The organism is Bacillus sp. FJAT-49711 (genome assembly GCF_018343715.1).
Classification (GTDB): domain Bacteria; phylum Bacillota; class Bacilli; order Bacillales; family Bacillaceae_C; genus Lederbergia.
Map to the genome: position 1 here is coordinate 1,468,355 of NZ_JAGYPL010000001.1, position 17,812 is coordinate 1,486,166.

General features: G+C 37.1%; 22 protein-coding genes. 5 read left to right on the forward strand and 17 right to left on the reverse strand.

All coding sequences use genetic code 11. The features are described 5' to 3' along the window. Nucleotides 1–2 precede the first annotated feature (2 nt). The 6 genes from KHA96_RS07085 to KHA96_RS07110 form a co-directional block, all read right to left on the reverse strand. Entirely contained in the window at nt 3–863 is an 861-nt protein-coding gene (locus tag KHA96_RS07085; RefSeq protein WP_213128542.1) for a class I SAM-dependent methyltransferase, read from the reverse strand. A 12-nt stretch (nt 864–875) separates the two neighbouring features. Continuing rightward, nucleotides 876–1,340, reverse strand: coding sequence for a GNAT family N-acetyltransferase (locus tag KHA96_RS07090; protein ID WP_213128543.1), 465 nt, complete (start codon nt 1,338–1,340; stop codon nt 876–878). A gap of 347 nt (nt 1,341–1,687) precedes the next feature. Further along, the gene (locus tag KHA96_RS07095; RefSeq protein WP_213128544.1) at nt 1,688–2,233 is read right to left on the reverse strand and encodes a class I SAM-dependent methyltransferase; all 546 of its coding nucleotides are present in this window, start codon (nt 2,231–2,233) and stop codon (nt 1,688–1,690) included. A 12-nt stretch (nt 2,234–2,245) separates the two neighbouring features. Further along, a complete protein-coding gene (locus KHA96_RS07100; protein WP_213128545.1) occupies nt 2,246–2,686 on the reverse strand; it encodes an ASCH domain-containing protein in 441 nt (146 codons plus the stop codon). Next, nucleotides 2,683–3,120: a hypothetical protein gene (locus KHA96_RS07105; protein ID WP_213128546.1), complete on the reverse strand. Its 438-nt coding sequence runs from the start codon at nt 3,118–3,120 to the stop codon at nt 2,683–2,685. The genes KHA96_RS07100 and KHA96_RS07105 overlap by 4 nt, the downstream gene beginning before the upstream one ends. 255 nt (nt 3,121–3,375) lie before the next feature. Continuing rightward, entirely contained in the window at nt 3,376–4,524 is a 1,149-nt protein-coding gene (locus tag KHA96_RS07110) for a DUF2264 domain-containing protein (protein WP_213128547.1), read from the reverse strand. A 172-nt stretch (nt 4,525–4,696) separates the two neighbouring features. Here KHA96_RS07110 and KHA96_RS07115 point away from each other — a divergent pair, with 172 nt between their 5' ends. Further along, complete coding sequence (locus tag KHA96_RS07115; protein WP_213128548.1) at nt 4,697–5,614, forward strand: DUF4349 domain-containing protein; 918 nt, start codon at nt 4,697–4,699, stop codon at nt 5,612–5,614. A 23-nt stretch (nt 5,615–5,637) separates the two neighbouring features. Here the strand turns inward: KHA96_RS07115 and KHA96_RS07120 are convergent, their stop codons facing one another. The 5 genes from KHA96_RS07120 to map all read right to left on the reverse strand — a co-directional run bounded on the left by KHA96_RS07120 (nt 5,638) and on the right by map (nt 8,690). Further along, nucleotides 5,638–6,186 carry a GNAT family N-acetyltransferase gene (locus KHA96_RS07120; protein WP_349305698.1) on the reverse strand — a complete coding sequence of 183 codons (549 nt, stop codon included), beginning with the start codon at nt 6,184–6,186 and terminating at the stop codon, nt 5,638–5,640. Then, complete coding sequence (locus KHA96_RS07125; protein WP_213128729.1) at nt 6,186–6,617, reverse strand: NUDIX hydrolase; 432 nt, start codon at nt 6,615–6,617, stop codon at nt 6,186–6,188. The genes KHA96_RS07120 and KHA96_RS07125 overlap by 1 nt, the downstream gene beginning before the upstream one ends. A gap of 44 nt (nt 6,618–6,661) precedes the next feature. Next, a complete protein-coding gene (locus KHA96_RS07130; protein ID WP_213128549.1) occupies nt 6,662–6,892 on the reverse strand; it encodes a hypothetical protein in 231 nt (76 codons plus the stop codon). Nucleotides 6,893–7,002: 110 nt separating this feature from the next. Further along, on the reverse strand, nt 7,003–7,857 hold the full coding sequence (locus KHA96_RS07135) for an AraC family transcriptional regulator (RefSeq protein ID WP_213128550.1): 855 nt from the start codon (nt 7,855–7,857) through the stop codon (nt 7,003–7,005). A gap of 89 nt (nt 7,858–7,946) precedes the next feature. Continuing rightward, complete coding sequence (map, locus tag KHA96_RS07140; protein ID WP_213128551.1) at nt 7,947–8,690, reverse strand: type I methionyl aminopeptidase; 744 nt, start codon at nt 8,688–8,690, stop codon at nt 7,947–7,949. Nucleotides 8,691–8,960: 270 nt separating this feature from the next. Between map and KHA96_RS07145 the strand changes: the two genes are divergently transcribed. Beyond that, entirely contained in the window at nt 8,961–9,101 is a 141-nt protein-coding gene (locus tag KHA96_RS07145; RefSeq protein ID WP_213128552.1) for a hypothetical protein, read from the forward strand. A 9-nt stretch (nt 9,102–9,110) separates the two neighbouring features. On the opposite strand, the gene KHA96_RS07150 is transcribed toward KHA96_RS07145, so the two are convergent. From KHA96_RS07150 to KHA96_RS07170, 5 genes are all read right to left on the reverse strand, one after another. Then, the gene (locus KHA96_RS07150) at nt 9,111–9,713 is read right to left on the reverse strand and encodes a YdcF family protein (protein ID WP_213128553.1); all 603 of its coding nucleotides are present in this window, start codon (nt 9,711–9,713) and stop codon (nt 9,111–9,113) included. Between the two features lie 39 nt (nt 9,714–9,752). After that, a complete protein-coding gene (locus tag KHA96_RS07155) occupies nt 9,753–10,187 on the reverse strand; it encodes a GNAT family N-acetyltransferase (RefSeq protein WP_213128554.1) in 435 nt (144 codons plus the stop codon). A 266-nt stretch (nt 10,188–10,453) separates the two neighbouring features. Further along, nucleotides 10,454–11,716 carry a group II intron reverse transcriptase/maturase gene (gene ltrA, locus KHA96_RS07160; protein ID WP_213127439.1) on the reverse strand — a complete coding sequence of 421 codons (1,263 nt, stop codon included), beginning with the start codon at nt 11,714–11,716 and terminating at the stop codon, nt 10,454–10,456. Nucleotides 11,717–12,315: 599 nt separating this feature from the next. Next, nucleotides 12,316–12,684 carry a hypothetical protein gene (locus KHA96_RS07165; RefSeq protein ID WP_213128555.1) on the reverse strand — a complete coding sequence of 123 codons (369 nt, stop codon included), beginning with the start codon at nt 12,682–12,684 and terminating at the stop codon, nt 12,316–12,318. A gap of 20 nt (nt 12,685–12,704) precedes the next feature. Continuing rightward, a complete protein-coding gene (locus KHA96_RS07170) occupies nt 12,705–13,079 on the reverse strand; it encodes a GNAT family N-acetyltransferase (protein WP_213128730.1) in 375 nt (124 codons plus the stop codon). A gap of 150 nt (nt 13,080–13,229) precedes the next feature. Here KHA96_RS07170 and KHA96_RS07175 point away from each other — a divergent pair, with 150 nt between their 5' ends. The 3 genes from KHA96_RS07175 to KHA96_RS07185 all read left to right on the forward strand — a co-directional run bounded on the left by KHA96_RS07175 (nt 13,230) and on the right by KHA96_RS07185 (nt 15,678). Next, a complete protein-coding gene (locus KHA96_RS07175) occupies nt 13,230–13,376 on the forward strand; it encodes a hypothetical protein (protein WP_213128556.1) in 147 nt (48 codons plus the stop codon). Nucleotides 13,377–13,450: 74 nt separating this feature from the next. Further along, on the forward strand, nt 13,451–14,956 hold the full coding sequence (locus KHA96_RS07180) for an MDR family MFS transporter (protein ID WP_213128557.1): 1,506 nt from the start codon (nt 13,451–13,453) through the stop codon (nt 14,954–14,956). A 158-nt stretch (nt 14,957–15,114) separates the two neighbouring features. After that, nucleotides 15,115–15,678: an SCO family protein gene (locus KHA96_RS07185; protein WP_213128558.1), complete on the forward strand. Its 564-nt coding sequence runs from the start codon at nt 15,115–15,117 to the stop codon at nt 15,676–15,678. Between the two features lie 28 nt (nt 15,679–15,706). Here the strand turns inward: KHA96_RS07185 and KHA96_RS07190 are convergent, their stop codons facing one another. After that, entirely contained in the window at nt 15,707–17,467 is a 1,761-nt protein-coding gene (locus KHA96_RS07190; protein WP_213128559.1) for an IS1182 family transposase, read from the reverse strand. Between the last annotated feature and the right edge of the window lie 345 nt (nt 17,468–17,812).

Here is a 17,812-nt window from a genome sequence, read left to right on the forward strand (position 1 = left end):
TGTTATTTACAAATAAATGCACATACTGGTTTTGAAATATTTAAATTTCCTCCGGCTGATCTCAACGCTTCGTCCGTTAATCGATAAAAAGTTGGCTTTATTAAATTTCTAATCTCGTATTTAATACTCTCATCATTAAATGGCCCCTGATATAATTGGGTGGCCATATAATATTGCAATACTGGTTCGGGATGATCCACGACAAAGCCAGCATCGAAAATATGCTTGTCCACTTGATCGAAGAATCGTCTTAATATATCTTCACCATTTTCCATAGAAAACGTTAAATGATTTTTGCTATGGTCAAAACCAATTCCTAATTCACGCATCGTTTTAAGATGCAAAGAAAAAAATTCAGGCATCCCTTTATCACTATTTGTTGTAGCGAGAAATATCCCTTCCCGTTTCATTATCCTACGCATTTCTGATAATCCGCGAGACATATTTCCAACATGATAGAGCATATGATTTGCCATTACAACATCGAACTCATGTGATAAAAAGGGAAGTTCCTCGGCGTCTAACTTCAAATGGATCATTGGCAAAGCTTCTTTACTTGCCATTTCATAAGACGTTTCCAAAACGCCTGTCGATAAATCCCCCGCTATTACGAACCCACTTTTATTTTTCAACTTAGTTGCTATCGGAATTGAAAATCTACCGTTCCCTGCTCCCACGTCTAGTACCTTTTCATTACCACGCAAATTCAACTTCTCGACTACCCATTCTTCAAAAGGTTGCTTATAGATAGCATATTGCTTCATTACATCATATTTCGCTTCAAGATTTTCCCCAGTTCGATAAATCGAGCGAATGCTTTTTTTGTTCGTAGAATTCTCATAGTAATCTTTTTCTTGAATCACCTTGTCACCTCCCTATATAAACAACATATAAATCTCCTTATCGGGAAACCATTCAAATCCTTTTGACTGATACAAAGATCGGGCATTGTTATTACTTGTACTTGTATTTAGCTGAAGTCGGTTTGCATCTCTTTCTTTAGCTAAAAGAACAGATTCGTCAATCAACATTTTAGCAATTCCATTTCTTCTGAAACTCGGCATGACAAAAAGATCTTGAATAAGCAAGATTGGTTTTCCTTTTGTAGTTGAAAATCCCCAGTTAAGTGCAATAAAACCCGCTGGCGCATCACCGTTTAGTGCAACCAAAAAATCAGCATTTTTGAACTGCAATAACTGTTTTAGATTGTGTAAACATTCCTCCTGTTTTTTTTCAGCCCACTGATATGGGTGTATGTAATGAGCAAGCAGGAAACTGGCTTCATTAATTGAGTCAATTGAAAGACGAATTATTTTTATTTTTGATCGACTTATGATCATCACCTACTCTAGAAACGTATAAATAAACATTCCATTATTGCTATTAAAAAACCTTCTTTCTTAAGTTTTTTATACCTCCAATAAAGAAAAAAGAGCCATCCCACTGATAGCTCATACACATTATTATTCTTCAATGAAGTCATCAAACTTCGAATTTATTTAAATAAAGCAGATAAAGGATTTCCAAACAATGGAATTAAGATGAATACAGTGACTACAAATCCAACAATAAAAATAAGTGTGTTTTTCTTTTTGATCCCCTTCACCCCCGAAAAACAATCTTAAGAAAGCATGAATTATTTCGTAAATAATTCACTTATCAAGTCTTTCCTTTAAAATATTCCTTATTAAATTTTAATAGCATCCACGATCAATGATGGAAAGACAAGCCTACCGTCTTTATTTCTAGGATCATAATGTTTAGAGCGGAAAATAACACCTTGCTTCCCGTCCCATTCGTTATAATGAAAGTTTCCTTCCTTATCGTGGTACTCTAATAATTTCACTTCGAAACCAGCATTTTGAAACATATCGGACAGTGTTTTATAGTTATATACGATTTTATGACTAGCAGCAGGATGGTCTTTTGGACCTGGCCCACCAACCTTAATTACATTTTGATACGTTTCATCTGGAAAAAAACCGTCAGGAACAGCACAGCGAATGTATCCAGATGTTTTTAAGTATTTATAACAAATCTTAGCTGCTTGCACGCCTTCTTCATATGTAAGGTGTTCCCAAACCTGTTCCGCCAAAATAGCTGTAATTGTGTTTTCATCAAACCTTTTTTTCCATATTGAAATGTCCAATAAATTGAGTTCATTTTCCTGCGTATGGATCCACTCTGGATTATTATTATATTCCCCTGCTCCGACGACTATTTTTATCTCCATCGTTTCCTCTCCTTATTGATAAACGACCTTAAATTGTTCAAAAACAACAGGCATATCCCACGTAAATTTTTGATTAGCTGCCTCACATACTTGCTTGTAGTATCTTATATGTCCTTCTCGCCACGATTCCAAATTATCATCTTCGCCTTCTAATCTCGCTAATTCGAAGGTAACGTCCTTAAATGGGATAATTTGAATGGATGTCGTTTGGATGATGCATTTCGGTTCCCCTGACCAATTCGTAATGACGCTATAATCCCCTGCCGTTGGAAGTGGCTCTTGTTCAAAATCATAAATGGAAGATGTTGTTGCTCTTTTCTTACCCTGCAAAACAAGTTCTAACAATTCATTTGCTAATCTTTCATTTAGCTCGAAATGCCATGATGTATAAGGTTGATTCGGCGTTTTCGTTTCTTTTAAGAACTTCGCCCAGTACACTTCTATTTGATTCATTTATTAATCCCCTTTTTTACCGGTCTAAATATAATAATTCCTAAAATGAAGACAAGCATAATAATAGTAAAAGCAATGATTGCGGTCAATGGATATTCACTCATATACTTTCCTTCCCTAGTTGCTTTTACATATATCCCCTCAGTTGTTTGAACTGCAATTGCGTCATTTGTACTTGTGTCGGTTATTGAATAGTATTTAGTTCCCTTTGGAAAAGCATTTGAAAAATTTCCCCAGTACGACCCTTCCTTATCGCTATGTTTCGTCACATGACCAATTTCTTTATCAATGTTTTCTACAGATTCATCGCTTACAATATAAACATAACCATCCCACACAACAAATGAATAGGCCCAGCTAGCCTTTGATTGAGGAACGATTAGGAAAGATACGATGAATGCGAGGATACAGCTTCGTATAAAAGTTGTTTTCATTCAAATCCCTCTTTTTTAAAAATCGTGCCGCTAAGACGGCAAGTTTCCGAAGATTCATATAACCTTTTCTGGGATTCCTTTACATTTTTCGGTATTATCTTTTTGAACTATGTCGCACAGCTGCTTATTGGTTGAAAAGTTCTGGAACGACGCTTGCCACTGTTTTTATTATTTTATTAGAAACTCGGATGCTGTTCCAGTTTCTAATAAAGATAATTGCTTGGAGAAATTCTACCGGCTATCCTAAACTATTATTCAACCGCTTAATATCGCGAAATCAATCGGAACTGATTTTCCCGACCATACTTTCTTGGAGGTCCAGTCTTCCTCTCCTTGCCAAAAAGGATCTTCCTCGGGCAATCCGAGAGGTAAAAATGCTGTAGCACAAAGATATAAGCTTCCAGTTGAAATGTAGTTTTCTCCTAATTCCTGCTGATGGCCACAGAATCCGATTCGAAGCCATCCCTCATCATCAAAAGTCCCAGGCATTTCAATCAATCGGTGAATGACTGCAGTAAGAGCACATCTTACTTGAGCTGGTTTTATGTTTTCGTCCAACCGATGTTGATAAGCCATTTGAGCTAAATGTTGAAAAGCTCCAAACCTATAAGCGATTGACCTTCCGATAACTGGAAAGGCCCCTTCAGGTGAGATGCTCCTTTCTTGGATGACCGCAAACCTTTTCGCCCTTTTAATGATCTTCTCTTTCATTGCTTGCCAATCTGAAGATTGATCTCCTATAGTCTCTATAATATCGACCAACATTGGCTGAATGACATAACTATTATAGTAGTCTGCATGAAATTCCGGTCCGTCTCCATATATGCCGTCGCCTAAATACCATTGATCATGCTGTCTTAATGCATAATCAATCCTCATTGGATCCCAGTCTTCGCCTAATTTAAACAAAACAGCTTCAATCATAGCGGAAAATAGCAGCCAATTACTAAAAAAAGGCTTTCGTGTTCTTGTAGCTTTAAGAGCAGTTACCAAGTTTTGTTGTACTCTACCATCTAGTTTTTCATATAATTCAGTCGGTGCTCGTAAAATCGCATGCGCTAGAAAAGCGGTATCAACAATTGGTTGATGACCATCGGAAAAATTTAAAAAATCCGGCGAATTAGGATCTGTCGCTGCATCAAGTCCCTCTCTCGCTAATCGACTATATTTTTTCCATAATTGTCCTTCCTCACCATTTGAGGGACGGCTTTCTAACCAAGGAGCCATTCCGCATAAAAGCCTAGCAAATGCCTCCAAATGACTATATTGGTCTCGATCTGAAAGCTTTCCTTCTAGCGGCATTTTCTTCTTTAATTGTCTTCTGGAAAGAGACTGAAGAACAGGATCAGCTATTTTCAACATTGTTTGCAGCCAGTAATCTCGATCATTTGTTGTTTTTGTCATACATGTACGCCACCTTAAACGAATATTATTTTTTTAAGAATTATACATATATTTCTACATTCGAGTTATTCGAAGCATTTCCTTCTTTCAAAAGAATTGTTTCTAATATCTAAGTGCAACTTATTTATTATTCAAACGTCGAATATATTAAACAGACTGGAGGGGGCATATTGTGAAGAAGGGGTTTTTAGTTTTATTGTTGACAAGTCTATTTATGACGGCTTGTAGTTCCAGTTCTAACGACTCGGCTAAAAGCGAAAGTAGTGGTGGAAGCTACGATTCATCCGCAGCTTCGGATGAAATAGCAATGGAAATGCCAAAAGAAGAACTATCAATTGCACAAAATGAAGAACTATCAAATGCAGATAAGGGAGCTGACGCTCAAGATATAAAGATCACAACGGACAGAATGATCATCCACCAGGCGCATTTGCATGTAAAAGTAAAAAGCTTTGATAAAGCTCAACTTACTATTGAAAAGAAAGTGAAAGAATACGGAGGATACATCGTTGAATCTAATATATATCGTGACACCGATGAAACAGTTAGTGGTACAATCATTATTCGCATTCCTGAAAAATACTTCCAAACTTTTATAAATGATGCTGAAAAACAAGCGGCAGAAACGATTGGCCGAAATATAACTGGCCAAGATGTAACCGAGGAATACGTTGATTTGGAATCAAGACTTACATCAAAAAGAGCTGTTGAAGAAAGACTGCTTGATTTTATGACTGATGCAAAAAAGACAGAGGATTTATTAAAAATTTCATCGGATTTAGCGAAAATTCAGGAGGAAATTGAAGTTCTTGTAGGGAGAATGAAGTATCTTGAAAATCAAACTTCTTTTTCAACAGTTGAAATTCAAATGACTGAAACGCGCGTCGTCATTCCAGGGATAGACAATAAAAATTTAAATACATGGGAAAAGACAAAAAAGCAATTTGTTGATAGCATGAACTTTATTTTGGCAGCTTGTTCTGCACTTGTTGTATTTTTTGTAGGAAATTTGCCTGTTTTCGGTCTACTTGTTATCATTTTAAGTGTTATTTTCTTACTTCTTAAAAAAAGGAAACGAAAAGATCTTTAAGCAAAAATGGAAAGCTAGATACTCTATGATCTAGCTTTCCATTCATGTTCAAGTATGCTATATAGGAAAGAATCACGCCAACCATCTTTTATCAATAAATCCTCACGCATCTTGCCTTCTAATGTCATACCGCTTTTTTTCAACACTTTTGATGAACCAATATTTCTTGCATCGCATGTGGCAAAAATGCGATGGAGTTTAAATTCGTTAAATCCAAATTTAATCAAAAGTTTTGCAGCATCAGTCGCATAACCCTTTCCCCAATAAGCAGGATTAATAATATATGCAATAACGCCTGATCTATTTCTCATGTCACGTAATATTAATTCGCAAGAACCAATCAATCTGTTAGTATTTTTTTCAATAATGGCATAAACATAACGAGTTCTCGGTTTCATTTTTGCTTCAATAAGAATTTGATTCACGAAAGTTTTAGTATCTTCTTCTGTATTCGGTCCCCATGGTTGAAAACGTGACACCTCAGGTTGGGAGGCATATGTATGAATATCCAGCCAATCCATTTCTACAATTTCACGGAGTATGATTCTACCGCTGATCATCATCGCCTTCATTAAAAAATCTTCCTTTTTAGTTGCTCAGCCTTCGTGATACTATTCTTTAAAAAAGATGGCGAATTTGGATGTTCCAAAATTTCTTCATATGTTAACCACATAACTGCTTCAACTTCATCGGGGCTTTTTGGAAATGCTTCTCCGCTATCAAGTTCTGCTAGGAAAACTACATCCACTACATGTGCGCCTTTATCGGTTACAAATGATGTACTATGGACATAGTGAAGCTGATCCTTTACTATAATTCCTACTTCTTCGAAAACCTCACGTTTCACTGTTCTTTCTAATATATCGGAAGCATTACCTTCGTGATCAACTTTCCCGCCGATTAAAGATAGCATTCCGCCTGCATGTTCTTCTTTTTTACTTCTCTCAATAATGAGCCATTTGCCATCTTTGTGAATGGCTGCTTCTGTATTAACGATGAATATCATGCCTGTTTTACACTCCTTCTAAATGTATTATATTATTTGTTTCAAATACGCTCATTCCCTCTTTTGAAATTTCTCGTTATTTTCGCCAGTATAAGCTGAGCTTCTTTTTCATTAGCTGCTGATCTTATTTTAGTCAAGAATTTTTCAGCTTCTTTACCTTTTATCGTTTTCACACATTTTCCATTAAAGTCTATAAAAATAGTATTGTTTTTACTAACTCTATAGGAAAAAGGAGACTCATCTAATCTATTTCTTTTATCAATATTAGCCATTATACGCTCCCCCAAAATATCTTCTGTCTATTAATGTTCTATAACACAAGTAGTTTTTCCTTTTTTAAACAAACAAAGACAGGATCAATTGACCCTGTCCAAAGTAACAATTATTTTATTGGTATCCATATTTCTGAATAACAATCTGAGCTGGATGGATTGTCATTGGTATATACTTCTAAGTCCGGTGTTCCAGCATGTACATAGCCGCTCGATGGAAACCATTCAGTGTGGATTTTTTTCCACGCTCTTTGTATGGCGTCTGGCATAGCACCATGGACCTCAAATACAGACCATTTGGATGCGGGAATTGTTAAGCTCTCTAAGTTTTCAAGCTTTTTACTTTTAGATGCAGCGGCAACCCAATAATCAATCTCTCCATTCGACAATGGATCAAAACATACACCTAATATCCCTTTTATTGCTCCATCATTAACTTCCACGAGCGTGTCGACGATTCCTTCTCCATGTGCTTTTTCCCACATTTTTGGAATACCGATTAAATTTTCTCCGTTTTCCCACGAAAAACTTTCCTTGACGCCCACTACTTCAAAACTATCTTTTTCTACAATTTTGTATTGCATTGGCTCTGCCCCTTTCAGACTCACTTGAATCACCAAGCGGTTATATGATTTCAGCTTTCCCATATTTCTCCTCGCTTCAGTTGGGGTGATTCCATGTTGCCGTCGAAAAGCCTTTGAGAAAGCCTCGGGAGAGTCATAGCCATATTTTAGGGCTAAATCAATGATTTTTTCATTTGTTTTAATTAGTTCTTGTGCAGCAAACGTCAGCCTGCGCCTCCTGATATATTCGCCGATCGTCATATCCGTTAGAATAGAAAATGTTCGTTGGAAATGAAATTGTGATGAGTTTGCCTGTCGTGCGATTTGCTCAATCGTCATATTATCCAGTAAATGATCTTCTATATAATCAATCGCTTTTTGCAAAGATTCAACCCATGCCATATAACAGCCCCCTCCCTTGAATAAATCATAGCAATTTCAGGGGCCTAAAATCCTGTCTCACTCTGCTATGTTTTGTCAGTAAAAAAGCTTTACTCAGTAATGATAATAGGGCCTTCTTTTGTCACAATGACAGTATGCTCAATTTGAGCAACATAACTTTGATTTAACGTAATAAATGTCCAGCCGTCCCCTTTTTCATATACCTCTTCGTCATTAGAAGAAATAAATGGTTCAAAAGCTAGCACCGTTCCATCCTTTAAAAGTTCATTATCCCATGGCTCATAGTAATTCATAATATGTTTTGGGGATTCATGCAAGGAGCGCCCAACTCCATGTCCTGTTAAGTTTTTAATGACTGTAAAACCATGTTGCTTTGCTGTATTGTTTACGGCTTTTCCAATTCCGTTTAATTTTGCACCCACTTTTATTTTTGCTAGCCCAGCATCAAATGCTTTTTGGGCTGCGTCACACAACGAATATAGGACTGCGTCACCATTACCCGCAACAAAGGAAAGACCTGTATCAGCAAAATAACCATTTTTAGATCCTGATACATCAATATTTACTAAGTCTCCTTCATTAATTACACGTTTTCCAGGAATTCCATGTGCCACTTCTTCGTTTATGCTAATACAAGTAAAGCCTGGAAAGTCATATTCACCTTTTGGACCAGATATGGCACCATATTTTTCAAAAAGCTCACCAGCAAAATCGTCTAACTCTTTTGTTGTGATCCCAGGTTTCGCTTTTTTAATCATTTCATCACGAATCGTTGCGACTATTTTTCCAATTTCTTTTAGACCTTTAAGATCCTCCTCAGTTTGAACTATCACTGAATTTCCTTCTTTCTATTGTTAATTCTTATCATTTAAAATGTACAAATATAATTTTACCATACTCCATACATCGTCTTTCAATTTTCGGTTCACCTTTGCAACTTCATATGAGATCTTGCAGTTTTACTCGCGTCAGCGTTATTTTAATGAGGCCATTACCCATTTTATTGACCATCCTTTGCAAATTACTAGATGTGTAGGCTAACTCGTATAATTTGCCCTTAATGATGCATATTAATTTTAGTTTACTAAAAGGAGAATATTCAAATGAAAAACCCAAAAAAACAAGATGAAAATCGAGATAACAATTTCAGAGATCATCCTCAACAATCGGTAGAGGATTACTTTGAACAAGATAGCGGAAAACCAATTTCACAACCAAAAGATTACGAAGAGATAGATTATTAATCTAAATGTTTACGGAAGAATCCCGTCCACAAGTGCTCCTTCTTTAATATACGTTATTATTTTTCGAGACTCTTCCGTGACTCTCCTTCTGCCATGAACATTCAGAAACCAATTTTCTTTTTTCGTACTTTGATCTTCCGCGGGGCAAAGAGAGAATTCAATCCAGCTTGGCATATATGTTTTTAAGGTCAAATGAGTTCTCTGCATATGATAACTTGCGGTTACGATCAATAACCTCTTAACTTTGTGCAAATCAAAATATCGATCTAATACTAATAATGATGCCAGTATATTTTCCTTTGTATTCGTTGACACCGTTTCAACCAATATATCTTCTTCGGGAATTCCCATTTCTATTGCTTTATTTTTCAATACAATAGCCTCCGGCAACGAATTGCCATTCCAGGCTACCCCACCGGTAAATAATATTTTATTTGCTCTGCCTTCATGATATAACTGTATTGCTTTTGGCAAGCGATATTGTACAGCCTTACTGCTGCCAAAAACCATAATGCAATCTCCTTTTTCAAGGTCGTCGTTTAAGTTGCTGTATAGGAGCTTGGTCATTAGTTCATCTGTAAGATCTTCAGGTCTTAATTCGGAAATTTTCATGTTCAATTACCCTCCAACACATCAAAAACCAATTTTACGTTATAAATCTTTCTCAAGAATTATTTTGATTTCACCGTTTGTATCAGTATATGTATCAATGACATTAAATCCATTTTTTATATTTAAAATAAGCATTTGCCTCCACTTGTTTTTTGTTTTCGTTTGGACGATTTTATATCCTTTTCCTTTTAGATGCTCATGTTGATCTTCCATTAGCTTCGAAGCAATTCCTGAATTCCTATAATGGATATCTACACCACCAAGCCAACTGTAAAATTTATCATTTGAAAGCTCGTACCCAATTTTATAGCCAATTACTTTTGAATCTTTGAAAGCGACTTGAATAAGTAAATTTCTTCTACTTTCCATTTTCTTAATCAATATTGAGGAATCTCCAAAAATGTCTTCGTGCAATTGTAAGATTCCAAACATTATTTCATTTTTAGGAATATGATTATAAAAACGATAATTCATTGGGTTCTCCCTTTTAAAAGTATTGGAAATGTGAAAAAACAAGTATTTTCCATGTGAATATTTAGCTATACGAAGAAAATTAAAATAGGGGCTTAACGAAGGTGTAAAATAAATCATTCATATTTTAAAATATTTTTCATTTCCTTTTTATCATAACATTATGACGTACATTTATCAGTAGTTAGTCGAACAATCGAGTAGGAGGGAGTGATTAACCCCCGACCTCTCACACCACCGTACATACCGTTCGGTATACGGCGGTTCAACTAAGATTGGTGACGCAAAGTTTCGTAACGAGATAATAGACTTTTGAGCCCTTGGGAATTCCAGTAGGAGTTTCCAAGGGTTCTGTGTAGTATCGGACTTTTGGAGATTCTCCAATAACTTCTACGTGAGTTTCCCCATTCATAAGCCTTTCCTTTCGGAACGCCAAGTCTAATGAGGTTCCTCACCTTCGTGCTTGGTTTCTTCCAATTCTTCCACATACACATCCGAAGTCTTCTTCTAATCCATGAATCAAACTCCCTGAATACACTTGGCGTATCTGCCAGGGCGAAGTATCCGCACCATCCCATTAGATATTGGTTTAGTTTCTCTATTCGATATTCCATGGGATAAGGTTTCTTTCTTGAGGTAATTTCTCGGATTTTATTCTTCATCCGTTTCACGCTTTCTTTGGCAATCCGAACTTTGGGTTCTTTATGAAAGGTAAAACTGAATCCAAGAAATTTCCTCTTCCAAGGACGGTCTACAGCTGACTTTTTCAAATTAACTTTCAGCTTAAGCTTTCCTTCTATAAACAAGGTGATGGAATCCATCACCCGGTTTCCTGCTTTCATTGTTTTCACATAGATATTAGCATCATCGGCGTATCGTACAAATTTGTGACCTCTTTCCTCTAACTTCTTGTCAAATTCGTCAAGGACAATGTTAGAGAGTAAAGGACTGAGAGGTCCTCCTTGTGGAGTTCCTTCCTCACTGGTTGTCACAATGCCATTTATCATGATTCCCGATTCTAGATATTTACGGATTAACTTAAGCAGGCGTTTATCTTCGATTCGTTTCGCTAGTGTCCCCATTAATTTGTCATGGTTTACTCTGTCGAAGAACTTCTCCAAGTCGATATCAACCACCCAACGATAACCTTCCTGTATATAACCTTTTGCTTTCCTAACCGCATCATGGGCGCTTCGACCTGGTCGAAATCCATAACTATGGTCTGAGAACATCGGGTCATATATAGTCGTTAAAACTTGGGCAATTGCTTGTTGAATGAGACGGTCTGTTACGGTAGGGATACCTAATAATCGCACCCCACCGTCAGGTTTCGGGATTTCGACCCTGCGGACGGGTTGCGGTGTATAGGTACCCTCAAGAAGTTCCATTTTCATGGATTCCCAGTGTTTCTTGATATGCTCTCGTAGGTTTTGTACGGACATCCCATCCACACCATGACTTCCTTTATTTCGTTCCACCCTTTTCAGGGCGGAAAGGAGGTTTTCCCGTGACAGTATTCGTTCCATTAACATTGGTTACGCCTCTTTCCGTGAACAACGATTCCACTTATGCCAGTTCTGCTCCACCATCTTGAAGTCCCCCATGGGATTCACCATATCCTCCTTCAAGCATGCCTTATCGGTTATCTGTGTTCATCGCAGGTTACTGAATGCCAAGATGTTGCTCTCTCTTAATTGTTCAGCCCTTCCCATTCTTCTCGAGTTCGAATGGTACTATGGCCTCTGCTGACTTCTGATTGTTCAGCTATCCATCACTGGATAGGTTACCAAGTGAACTTGGCGTTCCAATCAGACCTCCCCAGGTAAGAACGTAGTCTTTCCCTCCACCTATCTGCTTCATTTACTACATACAACCTTCGGCAGAAAGGGCTTTGTTCTGTACTGCAAACTCACCCAATCGTAAATAGCCTAATATGAAGTTCGTGTTCCTCAGACCGGAGGTTTGCCGCTCGCTTCCTTCAGATTCCACGTCACCGTGGACACCCTTGCGTTAAGCTAACTGCTACTTCTGCCTTCGCAGTTCGGGACTTGCACCCTATAGACTACGCCCATGCTGGGCGCACAGCAAAATACCGCCACTTAATTAAATGGCGGTACATTATGTGGGTATATTAATACTTTTTTCTCGTTCTTTTTATTTCCTCGAGTTTCGAATATAGCTCTGTTTCGAGATCATATTCAAAATAATTGGCAAGCTTCAGTATATAAGCGAGACAATCTGCCAATTCTTTCCCAAGATCCTCCCTTATAGATTCTTTCGCCATTTCCATCGCTTCCACATCACTGTAGCCTTCAGATAAATATTTCTCGGATAAGTCAAACATACTTCTAAACTCTTCAGCAACCTCGGCGACTTCAGTCGTTAACAACATATGTATAAAAAGCAGAAATGTTTGATTCGCTTGAAAGCTATTTTCATCAAAACGATTATAGCCCATTTCTTTTTCAAAGCTGCGATAATAATTTTGTAATTTTTCCATTGTTGATCCCCTTCATTCATTTATACATTTTTTAAAAATACATAGCTAACTTTATCATAATTCATTTTTTCTTCATAAAAACGATGTGCATCTTTACGCTGCAGCCCTGATGATAAAGCAACTTTTTCATATCCATTTGCTTTGGCCCATTCTTGGACATAGGTTAAAAGTTTCTTACCATATCCCTTTGACCGTACGTCAGGATCTGTCACTAAATCGCACACCCATATATAATGGCCATAATACAACGTGATCATAGGCATAAATCCTACGACGGCAACGATTTTTTCATTTAGATCAAAATGAGCAATTAATCTATAATTCTCTTTTTCTTGTGCATCAAGAACAAGCTTTAAATATGATACTTCATCGAGATGAGCCCGTAAATGCTTCATTACCTCAAACCCAGCTAATATTTCATCCTTGCTAATTAATTCTTTTATCAAGTTATCATCTCCATTTCAAAAAGTCTTTGACACATCCATGTTAATATTTGTATATTTTAGATACTACTTTATCTTGAAACGTAAAGGAAGGTGTTTTTTATGTGGGACTGGATTCTCTACCTTTCTATTCCTTTGATTGCATTTGCTATTATTGAAGAATTAATTTATTTAATTGTAAATCTTAGTGTTTTTGGCAAAAGAAACGAGCGTAAAAAAACAAATAATAATACTGAGGTCAGTAAATAAGATTTATAGTTTTTATTTTATCAATATCTTTTTTTATATTGCAACAGTGCATTTAAGATTGAAGGGGGTTAAAAATGGCAGCTAAAGATAATAAACTAGGCTTTGTCGTCACTGGACTATTACTAGCTATATTAATGTCTGCTATGGATAATACGATCGTTGCAACTTCGATGGGGACGATTGTCGCTGATCTAGGTGGTTTTGATAAGTTTGTATGGGTAACCTCAGCCTATTTAGTGACCGTTATGGCAGGAACACCTATATTCGGTAAATTATCAGATATGTATGGCCGTAAACGATTTTTTATTTTCGGATTGATTGTTTTCTTATTTGGTTCTATTCTATGTGGAACAGCAAATACGATTACACAGCTCAGTATTTATCGTGCTATCCAAGGTGTAGGCGGTGGTGCCTTGATGCCAATTGCCTTCACCATTGTTTTCGATATCTTCCCACCTGAAAAACGTGGTAAAATGACCGGTTTGTTTGGTGCTGTTTTTGGAACTTCAAGCCTTTTCGGTCCTTTACTCGGTGCTTACATATCAGAATATGTTGGCTGGCATTGGGTGTTTTTTATTAATGTTCCGATTGGTATCTTCTCGTTTTCATTAATATTCTTTTTTTATAAAGAGTCACTTCAACATAAGTCTCAGAAAATAGATTGGTGGGGAGCATTTACTCTCGTAGGTGCCGTTATTTGTCTCATGTTCGCACTTGAACTTGGCGGCAATCAGTATGCTTGGGATTCCATAGTGATCATTGGATTGTTTAGCTTATTTACAGCTTTCTTTATTATTTTTCTCTTTGTTGAAACAAAAGCATCGGAACCCATTATCTCGTTTCAAATGTTTAAGTCACGCCTTTTTGCAACAAGTAATGCGATAGGATTTTTTTATGGCGCCACCTTTATTATCGCAACGATTTACATACCTATCTTCGTTCAAGGTGTATTCGGAGGCACCGCTACGAATTCCGGTCTTATTTTAACTCCCATGATGCTCGGGTCCGTCTTTGGAAGCCAATCAGGAGGGTTAATGACGACTAGAACAAGTTATCGTAATATTATGATTCTCTCAGGTGTTTTTTTCGTCACTGGAATTTTTTTATTAAGTACACTCTCTCCTGACACCTCCCGATTGATTGTTACCATTTTTATGATCATTACTGGATTTGGGGTTGGATTTTCATTTTCAACATTAAGTATGTCGGCCATTCATAATTTTGATATGAGGAAACGTGGAGCAGCTACATCATCGATTACATTCTTCCGTTCCCTCGGAATGACATTAGGCATTACCATTTATGGTATTATACAGAGGAACTTATTCGCGAACAAATTATCCAATGAGTTTGCAGGAATAGAAAATGGAAATCAATTTGGAAGTTCAAGGGAACTACTATCTCCCGAATCACGTAAAGAGATACCAGCACCTGTTTTAGAAAAAATCACAAATGCTTTATCTAGTTCCATTGCCCAAACGTTTATGTGGGCACTTATACCAGCCTTGCTAGCAGTAGTCTTTATATTTTTAATGAGTAAGGAACGAATTCATATTCCTGCAGAAAAAGCCAATTCTTAATAGGAAGCCAATTAAGGAGCTGTTGATAACAAAACACTCCTTATTAGCTTCCTTTCTATTTTGGCTAATTTCTGAACAATCCCTTGCATTGGCCTATAACTAAAAACATTAGTATATAATGGAGGAAGGATTGTTTTCTAGGAGGTTTATTACATACGATGAAGAAATTTTTTATGCTATTCTCTGTTCTACTCGTTTTAAGTGCATGTTCTCCTGCTCCAAAAGGTACTCCAATAAAGGATTTTAATTATACAGACCAAGACGGGAAGCCTCTGGGCCTTGAGGATTTAAAAGGGAAAGTTTGGGTGGCAGATTTCGTATTTACTAACTGTACGACCGTTTGCCCGCCAATGACCGCGAATATGAGTCAGCTTCAGCAGGAAGTAAAAGATGCAGGTCTTAAAGATGTTCACTTTGTATCTTTTAGTATCGATCCTGAAATTGATACACCAGAGGCTTTAAAAAAATATGGTGAAGCTTTTGAAGCCGATTTCTCCACTTGGCATTTTTTAACGGGATATTCTCAAAAGGAAATTGAAGACTACGGTCCAAAAAATTTCAAAACAATTATAAAGAAACCACAAAATGATGATCAAGTTATACACGGTGTGAGATTTTATCTTTTAAATAAAAAAGGTGAGATTATCGCGGATTATCCTGGGAATGAGGATGTTCCATTTAATCAAATCTTAAAAGATATAAAAGCGGCGAATAAGCATTAACTAAAAAACGGGGCTGTCTAATAAGTCCCTAAAATATATCAGGTGAAAACGAGTCGTTTTCACCTGTTTTTATGCTTTCATTTTTTTCCCTTGAAAGTAGTCGGCGGATGCCGGCTACTTTCAAGAGATTGTGTGCCAATGCCACAATCCCAAATTCTGTGTGAACCTTATCAAGGCCCCGCAGTAAAAATCTGCGGAACGACCGATTGCCCTTGATGTGGCCCAAAACACTCTCTACGTCAATTTTACGTTGCAAGTAGAGGCGTGATTTTGTTTCACACTCAAGGGCTGTTTTGGCCTTTGCTTTCATTTCTTCAAAAATGGGGTTCCATTGTACTTGACGATTGCCTTTGGCTTTTGTACAGAGAGCTTTCAACGGACAATCTGAACAGTCCTCACATTCATACACTTTTAAACTTTGTACATAACCTGAGGCATTTTTCTTATTCAAATACTTTTTAAATTCAACCTTCCGTCCGTTTGGACAAATAAAATGATCATCCTTTTCATTGTAATCCCAATTTTTCGCATGCTTGATGTTCTTTTTATAGCTACGTGACTTTTCCTTTAAATACATTCCGTACGGAATGAGGAAATCAAAACGAGGTTCCTTTTCATCACCCAGCGCATACAGATCATTTTCTTCACTTCCATAACCTGCATCGGCTATCACCGTTTTTGGCATCGGTAAACTAGACGCTGCTAGTTTCTCCAAGTGTGGAATGAAACAGCGTGTATCGGTTGGGCGTTGATGCATGGAGTAAAATAAAATGAATTGATTTTCTGTTGCCATTTGAACATTATAAGCTGCTTTTAATTGTCCGTTTTTCATATGATCATCTTTCATTCGCATAAATGTCGCGTCATGATCTGTTTTGGAAAAGCTGTTACGGTCGCCATAGATTTCATGTTGTTGTCTATACTTATCGATGCGAGGTAAGAAGTTTTCCCGAATTAGTTTTAATGGTTTCTTCAACACACTTCGTTGTGAACGGATTTCTTTTCTTACTATGACGTCTTCTTCCGCTTCAATCGCTTCTGTTAAGGTGATTACTTTTCCTTCTAATTCTTGCGCAATGATTTCTAATTGTTCTGGAGTTACTTCTTCTTTGACCTCCTTAATAGTAGATTGAATCAACTCAGATTCCGCTACTTCTTGAATATGTTGAATCGTTTCTTGAATTTTTTCTTTCAGCTTTCCCTCGAAATTCTTCGTTGCTTTTTTCCATACAAAAGAATACTTATTGGCATCGGCTTCAATTTTTGTCCCATCCAAAAAGTAATTTTCCATTGTAATATAGTTTTGCTCGATAAGTAGCTGAATCATTTCTTCAAATAGGGAATCCATCATGTTTTTAAATTGCTGGGAACGGAACCGATTAATGGTACGATGATCCGGTTCTTGACCAGCTGCGAGCCATTTTGCGGGAATATTTTCGCTAAGTAAATTTTCAATGCCTCGGGAGGAATAGACTTTTTTGGAATAACCGTAGAGGATCACTTTCGTCATCATCTTTGGATGGAATGAGCTTCTTCCACCGCCTTTATAATGAGAAAAGAAAACTTCGTCTTCAATAGACTCAATCATTTCATCAATCACGCGTGATACATGGTTACGAGGGATCAAATCTTGAATGTCAAAAAGGGAAATTCCTTGTTGGTTATTGTACGGGATAAAAGTAGGTGCGTAATTTGCTTTTTTAGAAACGCAAGTTTTCTCTTGTATTTCCAGTGGAAGTGAAGTTTGTTCAGTGATATAATTGGGGTTAGTAATCTTTGGATTGCTCATAAAAAATCGTCCTTCCTAAATGTTGGTGTGGTAACTTTCATTTTACAAGAAGTGACGATTTTTTTGTACCTATTTTTAATAACGGAAGGCACTGTTCTGAGAGGTTGTTGCTTTTAAAACCAACACTGTTTGAAGGTTGATTGGAGCGAAAGTGCGAGACTCCTGCGGGATGTGCGGACAGGTGAGACCCCACAGGCGTTTGCGCCGAGGAGGCTCACCGCCCGCCCCGCGGAAAGCGAGCAACTGTAGCGGAAATCAACCTTTACGCACTACTTGATAAAAAGCAACAAAGTATGTGAGAAAAGCCTAACGAAAAAAGGCAGTCCTCAGAAGTCATTTTTCATG